The 18,505-nt window shown below is 74.8% G+C and carries 14 protein-coding genes and 1 pseudogene; 5 read left to right on the top strand and 10 right to left on the bottom strand.

What is annotated here, in order from left to right; translation table 11 throughout:
• Positions 1 to 154: 154 nt before the first annotated feature.
• From ispG to dxr, 3 genes are all read right to left on the bottom strand, one after another.
• Positions 155 to 1,315, bottom strand: a complete 1,161-nt coding sequence (ispG, locus tag ACFXAM_RS26540; protein WP_380294795.1) for a flavodoxin-dependent (E)-4-hydroxy-3-methylbut-2-enyl-diphosphate synthase — start codon at positions 1,313 to 1,315, stop codon at positions 155 to 157.
• A gap of 143 nt (positions 1,316 to 1,458) precedes the next feature.
• Positions 1,459 to 2,763: a M50 family metallopeptidase gene (locus ACFXAM_RS26545; RefSeq protein WP_380294797.1), complete on the bottom strand. Its 1,305-nt coding sequence runs from the start codon at positions 2,761 to 2,763 to the stop codon at positions 1,459 to 1,461.
• Positions 2,764 to 2,842: 79 nt separating this feature from the next.
• Entirely contained in the window at positions 2,843 to 4,072 is a 1,230-nt protein-coding gene (gene dxr, locus ACFXAM_RS26550; protein WP_380294799.1) for a 1-deoxy-D-xylulose-5-phosphate reductoisomerase, read from the bottom strand.
• Between the two features lie 89 nt (positions 4,073 to 4,161).
• Between dxr and ACFXAM_RS26555 the strand changes: the two genes are divergently transcribed.
• Positions 4,162 to 4,827: an NAD(P)H-binding protein gene (locus ACFXAM_RS26555; protein ID WP_380294804.1), complete on the top strand. Its 666-nt coding sequence runs from the start codon at positions 4,162 to 4,164 to the stop codon at positions 4,825 to 4,827.
• Positions 4,828 to 4,900: 73 nt separating this feature from the next.
• Here ACFXAM_RS26555 and ACFXAM_RS26560 read toward each other — a convergent pair whose 3' ends face one another.
• The 3 genes from ACFXAM_RS26560 to ACFXAM_RS26570 form a co-directional block, all read right to left on the bottom strand.
• Positions 4,901 to 6,343: an aldehyde dehydrogenase family protein gene (locus tag ACFXAM_RS26560; protein ID WP_380294806.1), complete on the bottom strand. Its 1,443-nt coding sequence runs from the start codon at positions 6,341 to 6,343 to the stop codon at positions 4,901 to 4,903.
• A 183-nt stretch (positions 6,344 to 6,526) separates the two neighbouring features.
• Positions 6,527 to 8,092, bottom strand: a complete 1,566-nt coding sequence (locus ACFXAM_RS26565; RefSeq protein WP_380294808.1) for a PucR family transcriptional regulator — start codon at positions 8,090 to 8,092, stop codon at positions 6,527 to 6,529.
• A 143-nt stretch (positions 8,093 to 8,235) separates the two neighbouring features.
• Complete coding sequence (locus tag ACFXAM_RS26570; protein WP_380294810.1) at positions 8,236 to 10,308, bottom strand: ATP-binding protein; 2,073 nt, start codon at positions 10,306 to 10,308, stop codon at positions 8,236 to 8,238.
• Between the two features lie 240 nt (positions 10,309 to 10,548).
• Between ACFXAM_RS26570 and gabT the strand changes: the two genes are divergently transcribed.
• Both gabT and ACFXAM_RS26580 read left to right on the top strand, forming a co-directional pair.
• Entirely contained in the window at positions 10,549 to 11,889 is a 1,341-nt protein-coding gene (gene gabT / locus ACFXAM_RS26575; RefSeq protein WP_380294812.1) for a 4-aminobutyrate--2-oxoglutarate transaminase, read from the top strand.
• 442 nt (positions 11,890 to 12,331) lie between these two features.
• Positions 12,332 to 12,991: a phosphatase PAP2 family protein gene (locus tag ACFXAM_RS26580; RefSeq protein ID WP_380294814.1), complete on the top strand. Its 660-nt coding sequence runs from the start codon at positions 12,332 to 12,334 to the stop codon at positions 12,989 to 12,991.
• Here ACFXAM_RS26580 and ACFXAM_RS26585 read toward each other — a convergent pair.
• Positions 12,988 to 13,326 carry a DUF2218 domain-containing protein gene (locus tag ACFXAM_RS26585; protein WP_380294815.1) on the bottom strand — a complete coding sequence of 113 codons (339 nt, stop codon included), beginning with the start codon at positions 13,324 to 13,326 and terminating at the stop codon, positions 12,988 to 12,990. The two genes, ACFXAM_RS26580 and ACFXAM_RS26585, sit on opposite strands and share 4 nt — an antisense overlap.
• 264 nt (positions 13,327 to 13,590) lie before the next feature.
• Here ACFXAM_RS26585 and ACFXAM_RS26590 point away from each other — a divergent pair.
• Positions 13,591 to 13,812: pseudogene (locus ACFXAM_RS26590) on the top strand (MarR family winged helix-turn-helix transcriptional regulator); the annotation flags it as partial.
• A gap of 124 nt (positions 13,813 to 13,936) precedes the next feature.
• On the opposite strand, the gene ACFXAM_RS26595 reads toward ACFXAM_RS26590, so the two are convergent.
• Complete coding sequence (locus ACFXAM_RS26595) at positions 13,937 to 14,890, bottom strand: EamA family transporter (protein WP_380294824.1); 954 nt, start codon at positions 14,888 to 14,890, stop codon at positions 13,937 to 13,939.
• Positions 14,891 to 15,011: 121 nt separating this feature from the next.
• On the opposite strand from ACFXAM_RS26595, the gene ACFXAM_RS26600 reads away from it, so the two are divergent.
• Positions 15,012 to 15,917 carry a LysR family transcriptional regulator gene (locus tag ACFXAM_RS26600; RefSeq protein WP_380294817.1) on the top strand — a complete coding sequence of 302 codons (906 nt, stop codon included), beginning with the start codon at positions 15,012 to 15,014 and terminating at the stop codon, positions 15,915 to 15,917.
• Positions 15,918 to 15,976: 59 nt separating this feature from the next.
• Here the strand turns inward: ACFXAM_RS26600 and ACFXAM_RS26605 are convergent, their stop codons facing one another.
• Together ACFXAM_RS26605 and ACFXAM_RS26610 are read right to left on the bottom strand one after the other, a co-directional pair.
• Positions 15,977 to 16,735 carry a ZIP family metal transporter gene (locus tag ACFXAM_RS26605; protein WP_380294825.1) on the bottom strand — a complete coding sequence of 253 codons (759 nt, stop codon included), beginning with the start codon at positions 16,733 to 16,735 and terminating at the stop codon, positions 15,977 to 15,979.
• Between the two features lie 241 nt (positions 16,736 to 16,976).
• Entirely contained in the window at positions 16,977 to 18,494 is a 1,518-nt protein-coding gene (locus tag ACFXAM_RS26610; RefSeq protein ID WP_380294819.1) for a restriction endonuclease, read from the bottom strand.
• Between the last annotated feature and the right edge of the window lie 11 nt (positions 18,495 to 18,505).

Here is an 18,505-nt window from a genome sequence, read left to right on the forward strand (position 1 = left end):
GTTATATACTTTTTGGTGGTCGTGGGCTGCTTCTTTTGTTTAAAAGCGACAGCACTCCTCCGTGCCCCCCCCCCTATCCGGCCGCGGGGCCGTCCGCGCCCGGCGGGCCCCGCTTCCGGAAGAACTGCGCGGACCCACCCGACACCGGGGTGGGTCACTCGCCGGCGGTGACGGTCGGCGCGCCGGTCTCGACGCCCTCGGCCTCCATCTGCTCGGCGATCTTGAACGCCTCCTCGATCAGGGTCTCCACGATCTTGGACTCGGGCACGGTCTTGATGACCTCGCCCTTCACGAAGATCTGGCCCTTGCCGTTGCCGGAGGCGACGCCGAGGTCGGCCTCACGGGCCTCGCCCGGGCCGTTGACGACGCAGCCCATGACGGCGACGCGCAGCGGCACGTTCATGCCCTCCAGGCCGGCCGTGACCTCCTCGGCGAGCTTGTAGACGTCGACCTGGGCGCGGCCGCAGGACGGGCAGGAGACGATCTCCAGGCCGCGCTGGCGCAGGCCGAGCGACTCCAGGATCTGGTTGCCGACCTTGATCTCCTCGGCCGGCGGGGCGGAGAGCGAGACCCGGATGGTGTCGCCGATGCCCTCGGCGAGCAGCGCGCCGAAGGCGACCGCGGACTTGATGGTGCCCTGGAAGGCGGGGCCGGCCTCGGTGACGCCGAGGTGCAGCGGGTAGTCGCAGGCGGCGGCGAGCTGGCGGTAGGCGTTGATCATCACGACCGGGTCGTTGTGCTTGACCGAGATCTTGATGTCGCGGAAGTCGTGCTCCTCGAACAGCGAGCACTCCCAGAGCGCGGACTCGACCAGCGCCTCCGGGGTGGCGCGGCCGTACTTCTCCAGCAGGCGCTTGTCGAGCGAGCCGGCGTTGACGCCGATCCGGATCGGCACGCCGGCGTCCTTGGCGGCCTTGGCGATCTCGCCGACCTTGTCGTCGAAGGCCTTGATGTTGCCCGGGTTGACGCGGACCGCCGCGCAGCCGGCGTCGATCGCCGCGAAGACGTACTTCGGCTGGAAGTGGATGTCGGCGATCACCGGGATCTGCGACTTCTTCGCGATGATCGGCAGCGCGTCCGCGTCGTCCTGCGAGGGGACGGCGACCCGCACGATCTGGCAGCCGGACGCGGTGAGCTCCGCGATCTGCTGCAGCGTGGCGTTGATGTCCGAGGTCACCGTCGTGGTCATGGACTGCACCGAGACGGGCGCGTCGCCGCCGACCGGCACGTTGCCGACCATGATCTGACGGGAGACCCGGCGCTTGGCGAGCGGCTTGAGCGGCAGAGACGGAATACCGAGCGAGATCGCGGTCATGTGCGCAGGGTTCCCCGGGGTTGAGGTGTGGTCGGTGCGGCCGCCGCTGGAGCGGCCGAGCCCGGACGCGCCGACGATCGCACGCCCGGGCTCCAACGGTACGGCACGCGAACGGGCGTCCGCGCACCCACCGGCCCACCGGCCTAACTGATCTTGACCGGGTTCACCAGGTCGGCCACCATCACCAGCAGCGTGAAGCCGATGAACACGCTGGCCACCACGTAGGCGACCGGCATCAGCCGGGCCACGTCGAACGGGCCGGGGTCCGGCCGGCGGAACAGCTGGGCGAACCGGCGGCGCACCGACTCCCAGACCGCGCCCGCGATGTGGCCGCCGTCCAGCGGCAGCAGCGGCAGCATGTTGAAGAGGAACAGCGAGAGGTTGATCCCGGCGAGCAGGTTGACGAAGTAGGCGACCCGCTGGCTGCCCGGGATGTCCAGGGCGAACACCTCGCCGCTGACCCGGGCCGCGCCGACCATGCCGATCGGCGAGTCGGCCTCGCGCGGGGTGCCGTCCACCACCGAGTGCCACAGGCCGGGGATCTTGCCGGGCAGCGCGGCCAGCGACTTGACGCCGTTCTCCGCCATGTCGTACATCCGGTCGAGGGACTGCCCGAAGCCCAGCTGGACCACGCCGCTGGTCGGGGTGAAGCCGAGGAAGCCGGCCCGGACCGTCTCGCCCTTGACCGGCACGCCGTCGGCGTCGTACTTCTGCACGTCGTTGACGGCGATGGTCGGGGTGAGGGTGAGCTGCCGGCCCCCGCGCTCGACCACCAGGTCGACGGTCCTGCCGGCCGACCTGCGGATGTCGCCCTGGAGCTGCTCGTAGCTGGTGATCCGGTCGCCGTCGAAGGAGACCACCTTGTCGCCCGGCTTCAGCCCGGCCTGGAAGGCGGGCGCCGCGGGGGCGTCGGCCGGGCAGGTGTCGGTCGGCCGGCCGGCCTTGACCACGCACTCCGAGACGGTGCCGATGGTGGGCACCGACATCGGGACGCCGAAGCCCATCATCACCGTCAGGAAGAGCCCGAAGGAGAGGATCAGGTTCATGAACGGCCCGGCGAACATCACGATCACGCGCTTCCACGGCTTGCGCGTGTAGAACAGCCGGCTCTCGTCGCCCTCCTTGACCTCCTCGTAGGAGGCCTCCCGGGCGTCCTCGATCATGGTCCGCCAGGGCGAGGTGGAGCGCTGGGTGATCCGCCCGTCCGCACCGGGCGGGAACATCCCGATCATCCGGATGTACCCGCCCAGCGGAACGGCCTTGAGGCCGTACTCGGTCTCGCCCTTCTTCCGCGACCAGACCGTCGGGCCGAAGCCGACCATGTACTGCGGCACCCGGATGCCGAACAGCTTGGCCGTGGAGAGGTGGCCGAGCTCGTGCCAGGCGATCGAGAAGAGCAGTCCCAGTACGAAGACCAGGATGCCGACCACCGTCATCACCGTTGCCACCGCTGCTCCTCCGTCATGCCACTCCGCTCATCCTGTCGTCGTACCGGTCGTCCGGCGCTGCCGTCCGGGCGGACCCGGATCAGCCGGCGGCCAGCTCGCGGGCCCGGGCACGCGCCCAGTCCTCCGCGTGCAGGACGTCCTCCACCGTCAGCGAAGTTCCCGCCACGGGGCTGCCGTGCTCCGCCACGACCTTCGCCACAGTGTCCACGATCCCGGTGAAGGCCAGGCGCCCGTTCAGGAAGGCCTCCACGCACTCCTCGTTGGCGGCGTTGAACACCGCCGGGGCGGTGCCGCCCAGCGTGCCGACCTCGCGGGCCAGCTCCACCGCCGGGAAGGCGTCGTTGTCCAGCGGGAAGAACTCCCAGGTCGCCGCCTTGGTCCAGTCGCAGGCCGGGGCCGCGTCCGGCACCCGGTCCGGCCAGCCCAGGCCCAGCGCGATCGGCATCCGCATGTCCGGCGGGCTCGCCTGCGCCAGGGTGGAACCGTCCGTGAACTCCACCATCGAGTGGACGACCGACTGCGGATGGACCACGACCTCGATCCGGTCGAACGGCACGTCGTACAGCAGGTGCGCCTCGATCACCTCCAGGCCCTTGTTCACCAGGGTGGCCGAGTTGATCGTGACGACCGGGCCCATCGCCCAGGTCGGGTGCGCCAGCGCGTCCGACGGGGTGACGCCCGCCAGCTCGGCCCGGCTCCGGTTGCGGAACGGGCCGCCGCTCGCGGTCACCACCAGCTTGCGGACCTCGGCCCGGGTGCCGCCCGCCAGCGCCTGGAACAGCGCGGCGTGCTCGGAGTCCACCGGCACGATCTGCCCCGGCCGGGCCACCGCCTTCACCAGCGGACCGCCGACGATCAGCGACTCCTTGTTGGCCAGCACCAGCACCCGGCCGGCCCGCAGCGCCGCCAGCGTCGGGCGCAGGCCGATCGACCCGGTGATGCCGTTCAGCACCGAGTGGCACGCCGTCCCCGCCAGCTCGGTCGCCGCGTCCGGACCGGCCAGCACGGCCGGCAGCGCCCGGCCCGCCGCCTTCGCCGCCAGCGCCTCGCGCAGCGCCGGCTCGGCCGCCGGATCGGCCACCGCCACGGTGTGCACGCCCAGCCGCAGCGCCTGCTCGGCGAGCAGTTCCACCCGGCCGCCGGCCGCCGACAGGGCCACCACCCGGAACCGGTCCGGGTTGCGCAGGACCACGTCGATGGCCTGGGTGCCGATCGAACCGGTGGAACCGAGGATCACCAGCTCCCGGGGGCCGGAGGGGGTGTTCACCTCGGGGGTGAACCGCAGCTGCGGGTGGGCGAGCGAAGTCATGCGCCCATTGTGTCCTGCCCGGCTCCCCGCCCGGCACCACGGGACCGTTCGCGGGGCGCCGCACGCGCTCCGGGGCTACCGTCGGAACCATGCGCACCGTCATCGCCGGGGGCCACGGACAGATCGCCCTGCGCCTGGAACGGCTGCTCGCCGACCGCGGCGACCGCCCCGCCGGGATCATCCGCCGCCCCGGACAGGCCGACGACCTCGTCGCCGCCGGGGCCGAACCGCTGCTGCTCGACCTGGAGACCGCCACCGCGCCCGACCTCGCCCGGCTGCTCGACGGCGCCGACGCCGTGGTGTTCGCGGCCGGCGCCGGACCGGGCAGCGGCGCCGCCCGCAAGCTCACCGTCGACCGGGACGCCGCCGTCCTGCTCGCCGACGCCGCCGAGCTGGCCGGTGTCCGCCGCTACCTCATGGTCTCCGCGACGGGCGCCGACGCCCGCGCCCGGTACCCCGCCGACGACGTCTTCGAGACCTATCTGCGGGCCAAGGGCGCCGCCGACGACGCCGTCCGGGCCCGCACCGCGCTGGACTGGACGGTGCTGCGCCCCGGCCGCCTCACCGACGGCCCCGGCACCGGCCTGGTCCGGCTCGCCCCGAGCGTGCCGCGCGGGTCCGTCGACCGGCAGGACGTCGCCGCCGTGCTCGCCGGGCTGCTGCGGGAGCCCGGCACCGCCGGGCAGACCCTGGAACTGGTGTCCGGCAACGCCACGGTGGCCGAGGCCGTCGCGGCCGTCGCCGGCCACGCCTGACCGCGCCCGGGCCCCGGGGTACGCACGAGGGCCCGGCCGCACACGGCGGCCGGGCCCTCGTCCCACGTCACTCTCAGAGGTCGAGGCCGGTCATGACCAGGACCTTCTCGACCGTGTAGTCGTCCATCGCGTACCGGACGCCCTCACGGCCGACGCCGGAGTCCTTGACGCCGCCGTACGGCATCTGGTCGGCGCGGTAGGACGGTGCGTCGCCGATGATCACACCGCCGACCTCCAGCTCCCGGTGGGCGCGGAAGGCGGTCTGCAGGTCGTGCGTGAACACACCGGCCTGCAGGCCGAACAGCGAGTCGTTGACGGCGGCGAAGGCCTCGTCCACGCCGTCCACCTTGTGCAGCGACAGGACCGGGCCGAACACCTCGGAGGTGGCCAGGATCGCGTCGGCCGGCAGCTCGGCCAGCACGGTCGGGGCGTAGGTCGCGCCCTCGCGGGTGCCGCCGGTGAGCAGCTTCGCACCCTTGGCGACCGCGTCGTCCACCCAGGACTCCACCCGCTTGGCGGCGTTCTCGTCGACCAGCGGGCCGACGTCCGTCGCGTCGTCGTTCGGGTCACCGGTGACCTGGGCCCGCACCTTGGCGACGACCTTCTCCGCCAGCGCGTCGTACACCGACGCGTCGGCGATCACCCGCTGCACCGAGATGCAGGACTGGCCGCCCTGGTAGTTGGCGAACATCGCGATCCGGGTGGCCGCCCAGTCCAGGTCCGCCTCGGAGGACCAGTCGGCGAGCACCACGGCCGCGGCGTTGCCGCCCAGCTCCAGGGTGGTGTGCTTGCGCGGCACCGAGTCCATGATCTGGTAGCCGACCTTGTCCGAACCGGTGAAGGAGATCACCGGCAGACGCGGGTCCTGCACCAGGGCCGGCATCCGGTCGTTCGGCACCGGCAGGACGCTCCAGGAGCCGGCCGGCAGGTCGGTCTCGGCCAGGATCTCGCCCAGCACCATCGCCGACAGCGGGGTCGCCGGGGCCGGCTTGAGGATGATCGGCGCGCCGACCGCGATCGCCGGGGCGATCTTGTGGGCGACCAGGTTCAGCGGGAAGTTGAAGGGGGCGATGCCCAGCACCACGCCGCGCGGGAAGCGGCGCACCACCGCGAAGCGGCCCGTGCCGCCCGGGTCGGTGTCCAGCCGCATGGTCTCGCCGTTGGTCCGGCGGGCCTCCTCGGCCGCCCAGCGGAACACCGAGACGGCGCGGCCGATCTCGCCGCGGGCCCACTTGATCGGCTTGCCGTTCTCGGCGGTGATCAGCTGGGCGAGCTCCTCGGTGCGCTCGGTCAGCCGCCGGGCCACGTGGTCCAGGGCGGCGGTGCGCACGTGCGCCGGGGTCGCGGCGAACACCGGCAGCGCGGCGACGGCGGCCTCCAGGGCCTCCTCGACCTGCGCCTCGGTGGGGATGCTCACCTTGCCGACCAGGCGGCCGTCCCAGCTGTTGTGCACCTCGAAGTCGGCGTCGCCGCTCGCCCGGCGGCCGGCCAGCCAGAAATCGTACGTGGTGGTCACCGTGGTACCGGCCCTCTCCTCGTCGTCCTCACGACCCCACGGACGTGGAGCCAGAACCGAGGGTAGGGCGGCCGGCGCGCCGATCGGATTGGACACCGAGTAGCGTTCGCCCCCGCGCTCACTCCACCGCGTCCAGCCCCTGCCGGGGCCGCCTCCCGCTCGTCCCGCTCCTCCCGCGACTCGTCACTCCTCGCCGGAGCGCAGCGCCAGCCAGAGCTCCATCCGGACGTCCGTGTCGTCCAGCGACCGCCCCAGCAGCTCCTCCACCCGCCGCATCCGGTAGCGCAGGGTGTGCCGGTGCACCCCGAGGTCGGCCGCCGCCGCGTCCCACTGCCCGTGCCGCGACAGCCACGCCCGCAGCGAGGCCACCAGATCACCGCGCGCCGTCCGGTCGTGCTCGCGCAGCGGCCGCAGCAGGCCCTCCGCGAAGGCCGTCACGGCGTCCTCGCCGAGCAGCGGCAGCAGCGAGCCCGCGCCGACCTCCTCGTGGTCCACCGAACGCCGCCCGCCGCGCAGCGCCACCGCCAGCGCCCGCTCGGCCTGCGCGTGCGCCGTCCCGGCGTCCTCCAGCGCGGCCGGCGCCGACACGCCCAGCGACAGGCCCTCGTGCTCCTCCACCGCCCCCAGGCACGCCCGGTGCACCGCACCGTTGTCCAGCGCCAGCACCAGCAGCCGCGCCCCGTGCGCGCCGTCCTCCCGCGCCACCAGCAGCTTCTCGCCGACCCGCGAGCCGGCCTGCTCGGCCCGGTCCCCCAGCTCGCCCAGTGCCTCCCCGGCCTCCGTGCCCTGGGCCGCCCCGGCCACCAGCACCCGGACGGTCCCCTCCGGCAGCCCGCCGAACAACCCCGCCGCCACCTGCCGCGCGGTCGCCACCTCACCCGCCAGCACCATCCGCAGCAGGGCCGCGCCCATCTTCTCCTCGGCCTGCCGCAGCTCCCGCGACCGCTCCAGGGTCAGCGTCAGCAGCGCCACCGCCGCGTTCAGCACGTACCGCTCGGTCGGCGTGATCCGGTCCTCGGTGCCCACCGCCAGGAACCCCCGGGCCCGCCGGTCCGCACCCAGCGACTGGACCACCACGTAGTCCTCGTCCGCCGTGTCTATCCCCGGCGCACGCCCCTGCAGCGCGGCACTCGACGGCGCCGGCCGCCGGCGCAGCCGGTCCACCTCCGCCGCCAGCCGCCCGGCCCGGCGCGCCGCCCAGTCCGGCGCCACCACCGACAGCGCCCCCGAGCCGTCGTACAGCGCCGCCCAACCGCCCAGCCGGGCCGCCAGCCGCCGCACCACCGCCGTCGTGCCGTCCTTGCCCAGCGCGGCCCGGGTCAGCTCCTCCTGCGCCTCGAAGCTGGTCGTCACCGCCTCGTACTGCTCCGCGGCCAGCGCTGCCGACACCACCTTGCTGATCGCGATGAACGGCGTCGGCTCCGGCACCCGCAGCAGCGGCAGCCCGCGCTGCGCCGCCGCGTCCACCAGCGGCTGCGGCACCTCGGTGTGCGACAGGCCCACCCCCAGCCCGAGCCCGACCACCCCCGCGTCGGCCAGCCGGTGCACGTACGCCTGCAGCTGGGCCGCGGTACGGCCCAGCTTGATCCCGGTGGTGAGCAGCAGCTCGCCACCCTCCAGGAACGGCGTCGGGTCGTCCAGCTCGCTGGTGTGCACCCAGCGAACCGGCCGCTCCAAGTGGTCCGCACCGGCGAGGACCGTCAGATGGAGCGAGGTGTTGCGGACGACGGAGGCAAGTGTGGGGGGCATGGCACCTTCGAGGGAACGACCCGACCGCGCCGCTGCGGCCGGGCGAGAGAGGGCTGGGGGTCCTGGGGGGAATCCCACTTCTCATTATGGACGCCCCGGACAACCCACACTGCCGAATCCACCTCGAAGGCGAGCTTCCTCTCCTAGTTCCTGAGATCCACCAGCAGCGGCGGCACCTGCTCCCCCGACACCGCCGTCAGCGACAGCACCGCGTGCCCGGCCGGCAGCGCGTGCGCCAGGTCCGACGGCGACCACCGCAGCCGCTCCACCTCCCGGGTGGTCACCGACTCCGTCTGGGCGGTCGTCCCCGACAGCGCCTTGCGCCCCAGCCGCCCGGCCCGCCGCACGATCCCGCCCGAGGTGTCCGGGGCCAGCGTCACCGCCGTCTCCCGCACCAGGTGGGTGCCCCAGGCCTCCGAGAACAGCCGGCCGTCCCACGGCGCGATGCCCGGGAACGCCGCCCGGCAGCCCACCGCCCCGAACAGCGGCGCCCGCAGCGCCTCCGGCAGGTCGACCAGCGTCCGCAGCAGCAGCACCACCCCGGCGTTCGCCCCGCGCAGTCGCTGCAGCCCCCGCACGATCCCGGCGTCCAGGGCCGCCGAGGCGTCGTCCACCACCAGCCCGGCGAACAGCGAACGGTCCCCGCGGGCCCCCGCGGCCTGCACGAACTGCGCCACCAACAGCCTCGACAGCATCCGCGCCGCCTCCGGGTGGCTGCGCTCCGGCAGCTTCACCCGCACCCGCAGCGGATGGTCCAGCACCCGCATCGCGAACGGCGGGCGGCCCGTGCCGTCGGTCGCGAACACCCCTTCGAAGGCCGGCCGGTCCAGCAGCGCCAGCCGGTCCGCCAGCAGCGCCCCCGGATCGTCCGCCCGGCCGCGCTGGCGCTCCCGGTGCTCCAGGTCCCGCTCGTACGAGCCCAGCCGGCCTGCCGCCCGCAGCCCCTTCACCAGCGACTCCAGCGCCTCCGGCTCCCCGGCCAGCAGCGCCCGCAGCTCACGCACCCCCGGGTAGCGGCCGAACGCGGCGTGGAACGGGCCCACCATCTGCTGCAGCGCCGTCCGCGCCGACTCGGCGCGCGCCGTCAGCTCGTCCGGCAGCAACGCCTCCGCCAGCCGCGCCGCCGCCTCGTCCGGGTCCTGCGCCGCGCCGTACAGGTCCAGCCCGTAGCGGGACGCGGCATGACCCGGGGCGATCACCACGTCGTACCAGTCGTCCGGCCCCAGGTCCGCCTCCGCCGACCCGATCACCACCGCGCACGCCGTCCCGGCCAGCGCCTGCAGGCAGAGCGCCTCCGCCACCGGCCGGGCCAGCCGCGCCGTCTTCCCCGTCCCCGCCGGGCCCACCGCCAGCAGCGAGGTGCCCAGCACCGCCGGGTCCAGCGCGAAGCCCGCCGCCCGGTGGGACTGCGGGTTCTTCGGCACGTCCTGCGCGGTGCCGAGCCGCACCTGGGCCAGCAGCAGGTCGTGCCGCTCCGCCCGCCCCGGCAGCTCGCGCGCCTCCGAGGGGTGCGCGAACGCGGCGGCGCCGCGCAGCGACACCTGCTCGACGAAGGCCGGCAGGAAGGCCCGGTCCGCCTGCGCCGACTCCCACGCCCGCTGGATCCGCACGTAGTCGACGTCCCCGACCGCCTCGCCGTCCAGCCGCCCGGCCGCGACCGCCGCCCCGCCCTGCCGCAGCACCACCCACGGATCCCGCTGCCGCACCGCCTCCGCCTGCTCCTCCACGGACGCGGGCTCCTCCTCCGTCACCGTCCGCGACAGCAGCGGCACCGCATACCGGCGCCACACCTCCGGCCACCGGCCCATCCGACCGAAGACCTTGATGACGATGGCGAGCACGATGGCGTTCACCGACAACCCCACAACGGTGACCGCAGTGGCGGAGGGATGTTCCACCCACGCCGTCAGGACGATCACGTGCAGGGCGAGCTGCGTCCCGTAGACAAAGGCGAACCACCCCACCACCGCGTTCAGCCCCGCCCGTAGGAGCAGGGGCCAGGTCGGCACCTTGGCGGCCTCGGCCCGCCCGGGGTCGAGCTGCCGGTAGCCCCGGCGGAAGACGCCCGGGGCGGCCTCCGGGCGGGGGGCGGCGACCCAGGCGGCGAGGTCGAAAGACGCGCGGGCCGGGGAGCGCGGGTGCGGCATCGGGGTGGGCGGGGTGTGTGGGGTGGCGGTGGTCCGCTCGCTGTGGCTCCGTGCCCCGTCCAGTCCCATGTACGGCCCCGCTCCCTCGCCCGCCGGCCCGACCGCCGTCGGTGCCGCCCATACCCATGCCACCGCCCCGGCGACACGCCCGCGCTCAATGTAGTGGAGCGCGGCCCGCCGGTCGTGGCGCCGAGCGCGCTGGCCGCCTCGGACAAGTCGGACGGCCCACTGCTACCGAGTGGCGCATGCCCGCCCGGAGAGCGCCGCCGTAGCCTGCGAACTACCGAGCCGAGAAGTCTGGAGAAACCCATGAGCGCCGCAACGCCGCTCCCGCAGGAGCGCCGCCTGGTCACCGCGATCCCCGGTCCGAAGTCGCAGGAGCTGCACGCCCGCAAGCTGGGTGCGGTGGCGGCCGGCGTCGGCACCACCCTGCCGGTGTACGTGTCCCGCGCCAACGGCGGTGTGCTGGAGGACGTGGACGGCAACTCGCTGATCGACTTCGGCTCCGGCATCGCCGTGACCAACGTCGGCAACAGCGCCGAGGCCGTCGTGGCGAAGACGACCGAGCAGCTGGCCGCCTTCACCCACACCTGCTTCATGGTGACCCCGTACGAGGGCTACGTGGCCGTGGCCGAGCAGCTGAACGAGCTGACCCCGGGTGACCACGAGAAGCGCACCGCGCTGTTCAACTCCGGCTCCGAGGCCGTCGAGAACGCGGTGAAGATCGCCCGCGCCTACACCAAGCGCCAGGCCGTCGTGGTGTTCGACCACGGCTACCACGGCCGCACCAACCTCACCCTGGCGCTGACGGCGAAGAACATGCCGTACAAGCAGGGCTTCGGCCCGTTCGCGCCCGAGGTCTACCGGGTGCCGGTCGCCTACCCGTACCGCTGGCTGACCGGTGCGGAGAACTGCGCCGCCGAGGCCGCCGCGCAGGCGATCGACACCATCAACAAGCAGATCGGCGCCGAGAACGTCGCCGCGATCATCATCGAGCCGATCCAGGGCGAGGGCGGCTTCATCGAGCCGGCCAAGGGCTTCCTGCCGGCGATCGTGGAGTTCGCGAAGGCCAACGGCATCGTCTTCGTCGCGGACGAGATCCAGACCGGCTTCTGCCGCACCGGCCAGTGGTTCGCCTGTGAGGACGAGGACATCGTCCCCGACCTCATCACCACCGCCAAGGGCATCGCCGGCGGTCTGCCGCTGTCCGCGCTGACCGGCCGCGCCGAGATCATGGACGCCGCGCAGACCGGTGGCCTGGGCGGCACCTACGGCGGCAACCCGGTGGCCTGCGCCGCCGCGCTGGGCGCCATCGAGACCATGAAGGAGCAGGACCTCGTCGGCAAGGCGCAGCGGATCGGCGAGATCATGCTGGGCCGCCTGCGCGCCATGCAGGAGAAGTTCGAGATCATCGGCGAGGTCCGCGGCCGCGGCGCGATGATCGCCGTCGAGCTGGTGAAGCCGGGCGGCAAGGAGCCGAACACCGAGGCCACCGCCGCCATCGCCAAGGCCTGCCACGCCGAGGGCCTGGTCGTGCTGACCGCCGGCACCTACGGCAACGTGCTGCGCTTCCTGCCGCCGCTGGTGATGCCGGAGCACCTGCTGAACGAGGGCCTGGACATCCTCGAGGGCGCGTTCGCCGCCGTCTGAGCCGGCCCGCGGCCCCGTCGCCGCACCGAAGACCCGCCGGAGGGATGTCCGGACAGCGCTGATCGGCCCGTGGGGACCTCGTCCCCACGGGCCGATCGGTTTCGAACCCGGTGTGACGCCACCGGCGCGGACGGTGAAGATGGTGTGCGGAATCGCTGAAGCTCCTCGGTCCGGCAAGGACCTTGACGTAGTGTCATCACAGATGGACAGCGAGCCCCAGCCACGGGCGGATCCGTCCGCGGCACCGCCCTCCGGGGCGGCTCCGCGTGAGGGCCGCGAGGACAACCAGGCCGTCCCGCCCGGGGCGGTGCACACCGAAAGCCGATCGACCGGCCGTCCGACCCACACCCCCCGGGGCGCACGGAGCGGCGATCATCAGGGCCGCCCCGGAGCTCTCCCCCCTGCTCCGGGGCGGCTGCCTCGCGTCCTCCTCCACCCGGCGGTGCCGGTGGTCCTGGGGGTGCTGCTGCTGGTGGCGTCCTGGCAGGTCGCGGTGGACGGGCCACTGCTGGGCGTGGACCGCTGGACCCAGCACGCCGTCCGGGAGGTCCGGCACGCACTGGACAGCACGCTGCTCGACCACGTCGGCGAGGCACTGTCCGACCTGGGCGGCGACTCGGTGGCGGTACCGGTGCTGCTGCTCGGCGCAGCGGTAGCGGCCCGGCGGGAGTTCCGGGCGGGCTTCGCGCGCTGGTGGCTGCCGCTCCCGGTGGCGGTGCTGGCGGCCGGGGCAATCCCGCTGCTGGTCGTACCGGCGAAGGCGTGGTTCGCGCGCCCCGGCCCGTCCGGGCTGCCGCTGGCGGCCGACCAGTGGGGCTGGTACCCGTCCGGCCACACCGCGACCGCCGCGCTCGGGTACGGGGTGGCGGCGCTGCTGCTCGCCCGGGCGGCGAGCCCCCGGACCCGGCGGCTGCTCGCCACCGGCGCGGCACTGCTGGTGGCCGGTGTCGGGCTCGGGCTGGTGTGGAGGGACTACCACTGGCTGCTGGACGTGGTGGCCAGCTGGTGCCTGGGCGGGCTGGTCCTGTGGGCCCTCGCCCGGTGGCCGCTCACCGGCCGCCCCGGCGCGGACGCGGGCGACGGGCCCCCGGGCGCACCCTAACCCTCGGCCGGGGCCTCCTCGTTGCGGTGGACGTGGCCGGGCTCGCCGTTGTCGCGGTGCCACTCGACGACCAGTTCGTCGCGGGTGCCGAAGCGGACCAGGTGGCGGCCGACGACGTCCTCCAGGCCGGGCAGGTTCTCGGTGGTGCCCTCGACGGCGAGCAGCAGGGCGCCGGGGGCGGCCTCCAGCGTGGCGGTGCCGGTGCCGAAGACGAGGGTGCCGTGGCCGGTCTCCTCGGACCAGTCGGCCTGGATCTTGCGGCCCATGTGGGCGGCGAGCTGCTTGGCGTAGCGGGCGGAGCGGTCGGTGGCGACGCGGGCTTCGGAGCGGGGCACGGGCCCTCCAGAGTCGGGGGAGGGGACTTAGGGTGCCCTCACTTACCTTCTACGCTAACCCAGATACTGAGCCTTGCTCAACATGTTTCCGGGCGCCTCGGGACCGGCCGATACCCTGGGTCCGACACCAGCCGAGGAGAGCCGCCCATGACCACCACGCCGACCGACGACGCGGCGAGCTCCTCCCCCGCACCGGACCCGGCACCGAACCCTGCACCGGACCCGGCGGCGGCCCCGGACACCGCCGCCGAGCTGGCCGACGCGATGACCCGGGCGATCAAGCGGATCCGCCGCCGCACCAGCGAGCGGCTGGAGCCCTACGGCATCACCCCCGGCCAGGGCCGCGCCCTGCGGGCCCTCGCGCACGCCCCCGGCTGCGAGCTCCCCGACCGCGCGATGCGGCTGAGCGACCTGGCCGACCGGCTGCACATCGCCCCCCGCTCGGCCACCACGGTGGTCGACGCCCTGGAGGAGGCGGGCCTGGTCGAGCGGGCCCCGGACCCGGCCGACCGCCGCGCCGTGCGGATCCTGCTGACCGCGGCCGGCCGCTCGGCGGTGGAGCGGATCGGACTGGTCCGGCACGAGGTCGCCCAGGAGTACTTCGGCCCGGTCAGCCCCGCCGAGCAGGAGGCGCTGCTGCGGGCGCTGCGGACCGCCGAGTCCGCGTACGCGGCGACCGCCGCACCCACCGCCCCGCCGCGCCGGACAGCGCCCCCGGACGCAGCGCGGTGACGCCGATCCCGGCGACCACCAGCACCGCGGCGACGGCGGCCCGCGGGCCGACCGATTCGCCGAGCAGCAGCCACGCCGAGGACATCCCGAACACCGGCACCAGCAGCGAGTAGGGCGCGACGGCGGTGGCGTCGTAGCTGCGCAGCAGGTAGCTCCAGGCGACGAAGCCGAACAGGGTGGAGACCAGCCCGACGTAGCCGATCGCGCCGAGGCCGGCGAGGCCGATCCCCCGCAGCGCCCGCAGGTCGGCCGCCGGGCCCTCGACCAGCAGCGAGAGACCGAGCAGCGGCAGCGGCGGCACCGCGCTGACCCAGACCATCCAGCGCAGCGCGTCCGGCGGGGCGGCCTTGCGGGTGAACACGTTGGACAGCCCCCAGGCGGCCGCGGCGAGGACGAGCAGCGCGAAGGCGCCGAGCGGGCCGCCGAGGCCCCGGTCGACGGCGATCAGGCCGATCCCGGCGAAGGCGACGGCCAGGCCGAACAGCCGCTGGCCGCCGGGCCGCTCGCCCAGCAGGACGGCGGCGAACAGCGCGGTGAAGACGGCCTGCCCCTGGAGCACCAGGGAGGAGAGGCCGGCCGGCATTCCGGCGTGCATGCCGAGGAAGAGCAGCCCGAACTTGACCACCCCGAGCACCACGCCGACCGCGAGCACCCACCGCCAGGCGACCTTCGGCGGGCCGACCAGGAAGACCGCCGGAACGGCGACCACGGCGAACCGCAGCGCGCAGAACAGCAGCGGGGGGAAGTTCTCCAGGCCGACGTGGATGAGGACGAAGTTGAGGCCCCAGACGGCGGCCACCAGCACGGCCAGGGCGATGTGACGCGGACTCATGCCGCCGGTGGTGCCGCCGCCGGGGGCGGCCTGCGGGGATGGGCTCATGGGACGAGGATGGCCGCCGGGCACCGTGTAGCACCAGCGATGAATGCTAAGGGCAACGCTTTAGCATGGCTTCATGATGGATCTGGGGCGCCTGCGGGCGCTGCACGCGGTGGCGGTGCACGGTTCGGTCGGCGGGGCGGCCTCGGCCCTCGGCTTCACGCCGTCCGCTGTCTCCCAGCAGATCGCCAAGCTGGAGCGGGAGACCAGGACGGTGCTGCTGGAGCGCCAGGGCCGCGGGGTGGTGCTGACCGACGCGGCGCGCGAGCTGGCCGCCACCGCGCAGACGGTGCTGGGCCTGGTGGAGCGGGCCGCGGTGCGGCTGGAGGAGCAGCGCGGCCAGGCGGTCGGACGGCTGCTGGTGGCCGCCTTCGCGACCGGGGCGCGCGGGCTGATGCCGGGGGTGCTGGCCGAGCTGCGCGAACGCTGTCCGGACCTGGACGTGCGGCTGCTGGAGTGCGACCCGTACCCGGCGGCCGACCTGGTGGCCCGCGGCGAGGTCGACCTGGCGCTCGTCCAGGACTGGCCGACGGTGCCGCTGCCGGTCCAGGACGGCCTGTCCCGGCTGGATCTCGGCGAGGACCCGGTGGACCTGCTGCTGCCGGCCGGCCACCCGCTGGCCGGGCTGGCGGTGGTCCCGGAGGATCGGCTGCGCGGGCAGCGGTGGACCAGTGTGCCGCCGGGCAACATCTGCCACGACTGGCTGGTCCGCACGCTGCGCGAGGCCGGCGAGGAGCCGGACGTGTGCTACCAGGTCGGCGAGTTCGAGACGCAGATCGCGCTGATCGGGGCGGGTCTGGGCGTCGGGCTGGTGCCGCGGCTGGGCCGGGGCGCGCTGCCGCCGGGGGTGGTCGCCCGGCCGGTGGTGCCGGAACCGGCCCGGCGGGTGTTCGCGCTCTGGCGTTCCCAGGCCTCGCGGCGCCCGGCGATCACCGAGGCGCTGACCGCGCTGCGGGAGCACTGGGACGCCCGGAACGCCTGACCCGGCCGGACCGGGACCGGACGCCGCGGGCGACGTGAGCAACTGCGGGCACCCCGGCGTCAGCCGGCGAGGCCGATCACCAGCCACATGAAGCCCACCCCGCCGAGGGTGCAGAGCAGCGTGGTCCGCGAGGGGTGCGGGCTGTGCGCCTCGGGCAGGATGTCGGAGGTCGCCAGGTAGAGCAGGAACCCGGCGAAGAACCCCAGGTAGAGGCCGAGCAGGTGCTCGGAGATGGTGAACAGCAGGGTGATCGCGGCGCCGGTGACCGGCGCGAGCGCGTCCGCCGCGAGCAGGGTCAGCGCCCGCCGCCTGTTGTTCCCGTAGAGCCGGGTGATCGTGTACGTGTTGAAGCCGTCGGCGAAGTCGTGCGCGACCACGGCGATCGCCACCACCGTCCCGACCGTCGTCCCGGCCTGGAAGGCCGCGCCGATCGCGAAGCCGTCCATGACGCTGTGGCCGACCAGGGCGAGGGCGGCGGTCAGGCCGACGCCCTGGTGGCCGTCGACACCGGACCGGGCCCGGCCGTGGTCGTGCCCGTGGGCCTGCGCGGACCGCTGGCCGTGGGTGTGCTCGGCGTACTCCGCCTCGTGGCCGCGGTGGATGGCCACCGCGCGCTCGACGATGTGGATGGCCAGGAACCCGGCCGCGAACATCAGCAGCGCCTGCGGCACCCCGTGGACCTCCTCGGGGGCCTGGTGCAGCGCCTCCGGGAGGAGGTCGAAGGCGACGACCCCGAGCATCAGCCCGGCGGCGAATCCCAGCACCAGGTGGCGGCGGTCCCCGGTGCGCTGCGCGACCCAGCCGCCGATCAGCGTCATCAGGAAGGCTCCCGCGGCGACCAGCACCGCGGTCACCGTTCCTCCCCCGTGACGGGCCGTCTGTCCACGCGTCTCCCCGTGTTCCGCCGTCGCCGGGCCGGGCGCCGGGCCGGGCGCCGGCCGCTGCCGGACGGCCGTGCCCTTCAGCGTCGGGCAGCCCGCGCACCGGCGCCCGCCGGACGGGCCGTCGGGGTGAGCCGACGGCCCGGCGCTGCCCGGTACCGGCGTCCGGCGCCCCGGTTCAGCGCCCGGCGGCGAGCGGCAGACCGAGGTGGGTGCGCGCCAGCTCGCGCACGCCGTCCCCGTCGACCAGGTGGATGTGCCGGTGTCCGTCCTCGGCGGTCAGGTCGAGCGCCCCGTCGGTGAAGTGGCCGGTGGTCAGCCGCAGGCCGCGCTCGGCGGACTCCTCGCGGACCGCCTCCGCGAGCGTGCGGATCTCCTCCTCCCCCACCGCTCCGGCGCCCCGCGAGGCCCAGACGACCCAGCGGCCGGGCAGCGCGCTGCCGGCCGGCCCCTCACCGGTGGCGACCAGCCCGGCCTGGCCGCGCAGCCGCACGCTCCACTGGCCGAGCCCGCCCCGGGTGAGCAGCTCACGGACCAGCTGGGCGAACTCGTTCGCCGACAGGTCCGGCGCGGCCGGGACGGTGGCCGACGCCTGCGCGGCCGGCTCGACGCCCGCCCACCCGTACGGGTCGGGGCTGACGGCGGCGCCGAGCTGGCGCAGCCGGACCAGCGCCTCGTCCTGTTCGGCGTCCGCGTAGACGCCCTCGCCGTCCGGCTCCTCGTCGGGGTCGGCGGGCGGCAGCAGCCTGGTGCGGGCCAGCGCGTCGCGGTCCGCGTCCACGCTCACCAGGCAGAGCGGCTCCGCCCCGCCGGGCCCGCGCAGCCAGCCGTTGAGCACCACCCCGGCGAGGATCTCGTCGGTGTCGACGGCGTCGGCGGCCTGCAGGGCGCGCAGCGCCAGCCGGGCGACCAGGCGCAGGTAGTCGGCGGCCCGGTCGGCCGGCGGGCGCGGCACCGGGAGGGCCTCGCCGTCCGGGCCGAGCCGGTAGCCGGTCAGCGAGGGCACCACGTCGAGGGCGGGCAGGTCGAGGTCGAGCACGGCGGTGCGGGTCAGCGGCCGGTAGACGGCCCGGCAGGGCGCCGGCAGGTCCTGGGTACGGGTCTCGGCGGCGGCGAGGGCCCGTTCCAGCAGCGACTCGACGGCGGCCGGTTCGGCCTGCCGGTAGGCGCGGCGGCACTCCTCCAGGGACTCGTTGTACTCGCGCACCGCGCGCGCCCGGGCCTGTTCGGCCTCGTCGTGGGCGCGCCGGGACTCGTCGGCGACCGGGTCGACGGCGTCGGCCTGCCGGGTGCGCCATTCGCGCAGGGCGCGCTGGTGGGCGAGCCGGGCCTGGGCCAGCTCGCGCTGGTAGCCGGAGTCGAGCAGCCGGCGGGACGGGGCCTCGTCGGGATCGGCGGCGGGGGGCTGCTCGGGGGCGAAGTCCTCCCAGCGGGGCTCCGGGTCGTCGGTGCCGGCCGCCGCGGCCGGCCCGTCGGCCGGGTAGGGGCGCGGCTCGTAGCGGCGCAGCTGGCTCTCGAAGTCCATGGCCGAGACGGGCAGCGCGGCCCGCCGGAGCAGGTCGGCCAGCCGCTCCTGCTCGGCCTGGACGGTCTGCGTGCGGTGGTGGGTGAGCGCGGCGGCCCGGGGGCGGTCGGCAACCCGGCGGCCACCCCGACGCCCGCCCCCTCCCGGCCCTTGTCCACCGACCGGGCGCACCGGTCAGCCAA

This window comes from Kitasatospora sp. NPDC059462 (assembly GCF_042749955.1).
Taxonomy (GTDB): domain Bacteria; phylum Actinomycetota; class Actinomycetes; order Streptomycetales; family Streptomycetaceae; genus Kitasatospora.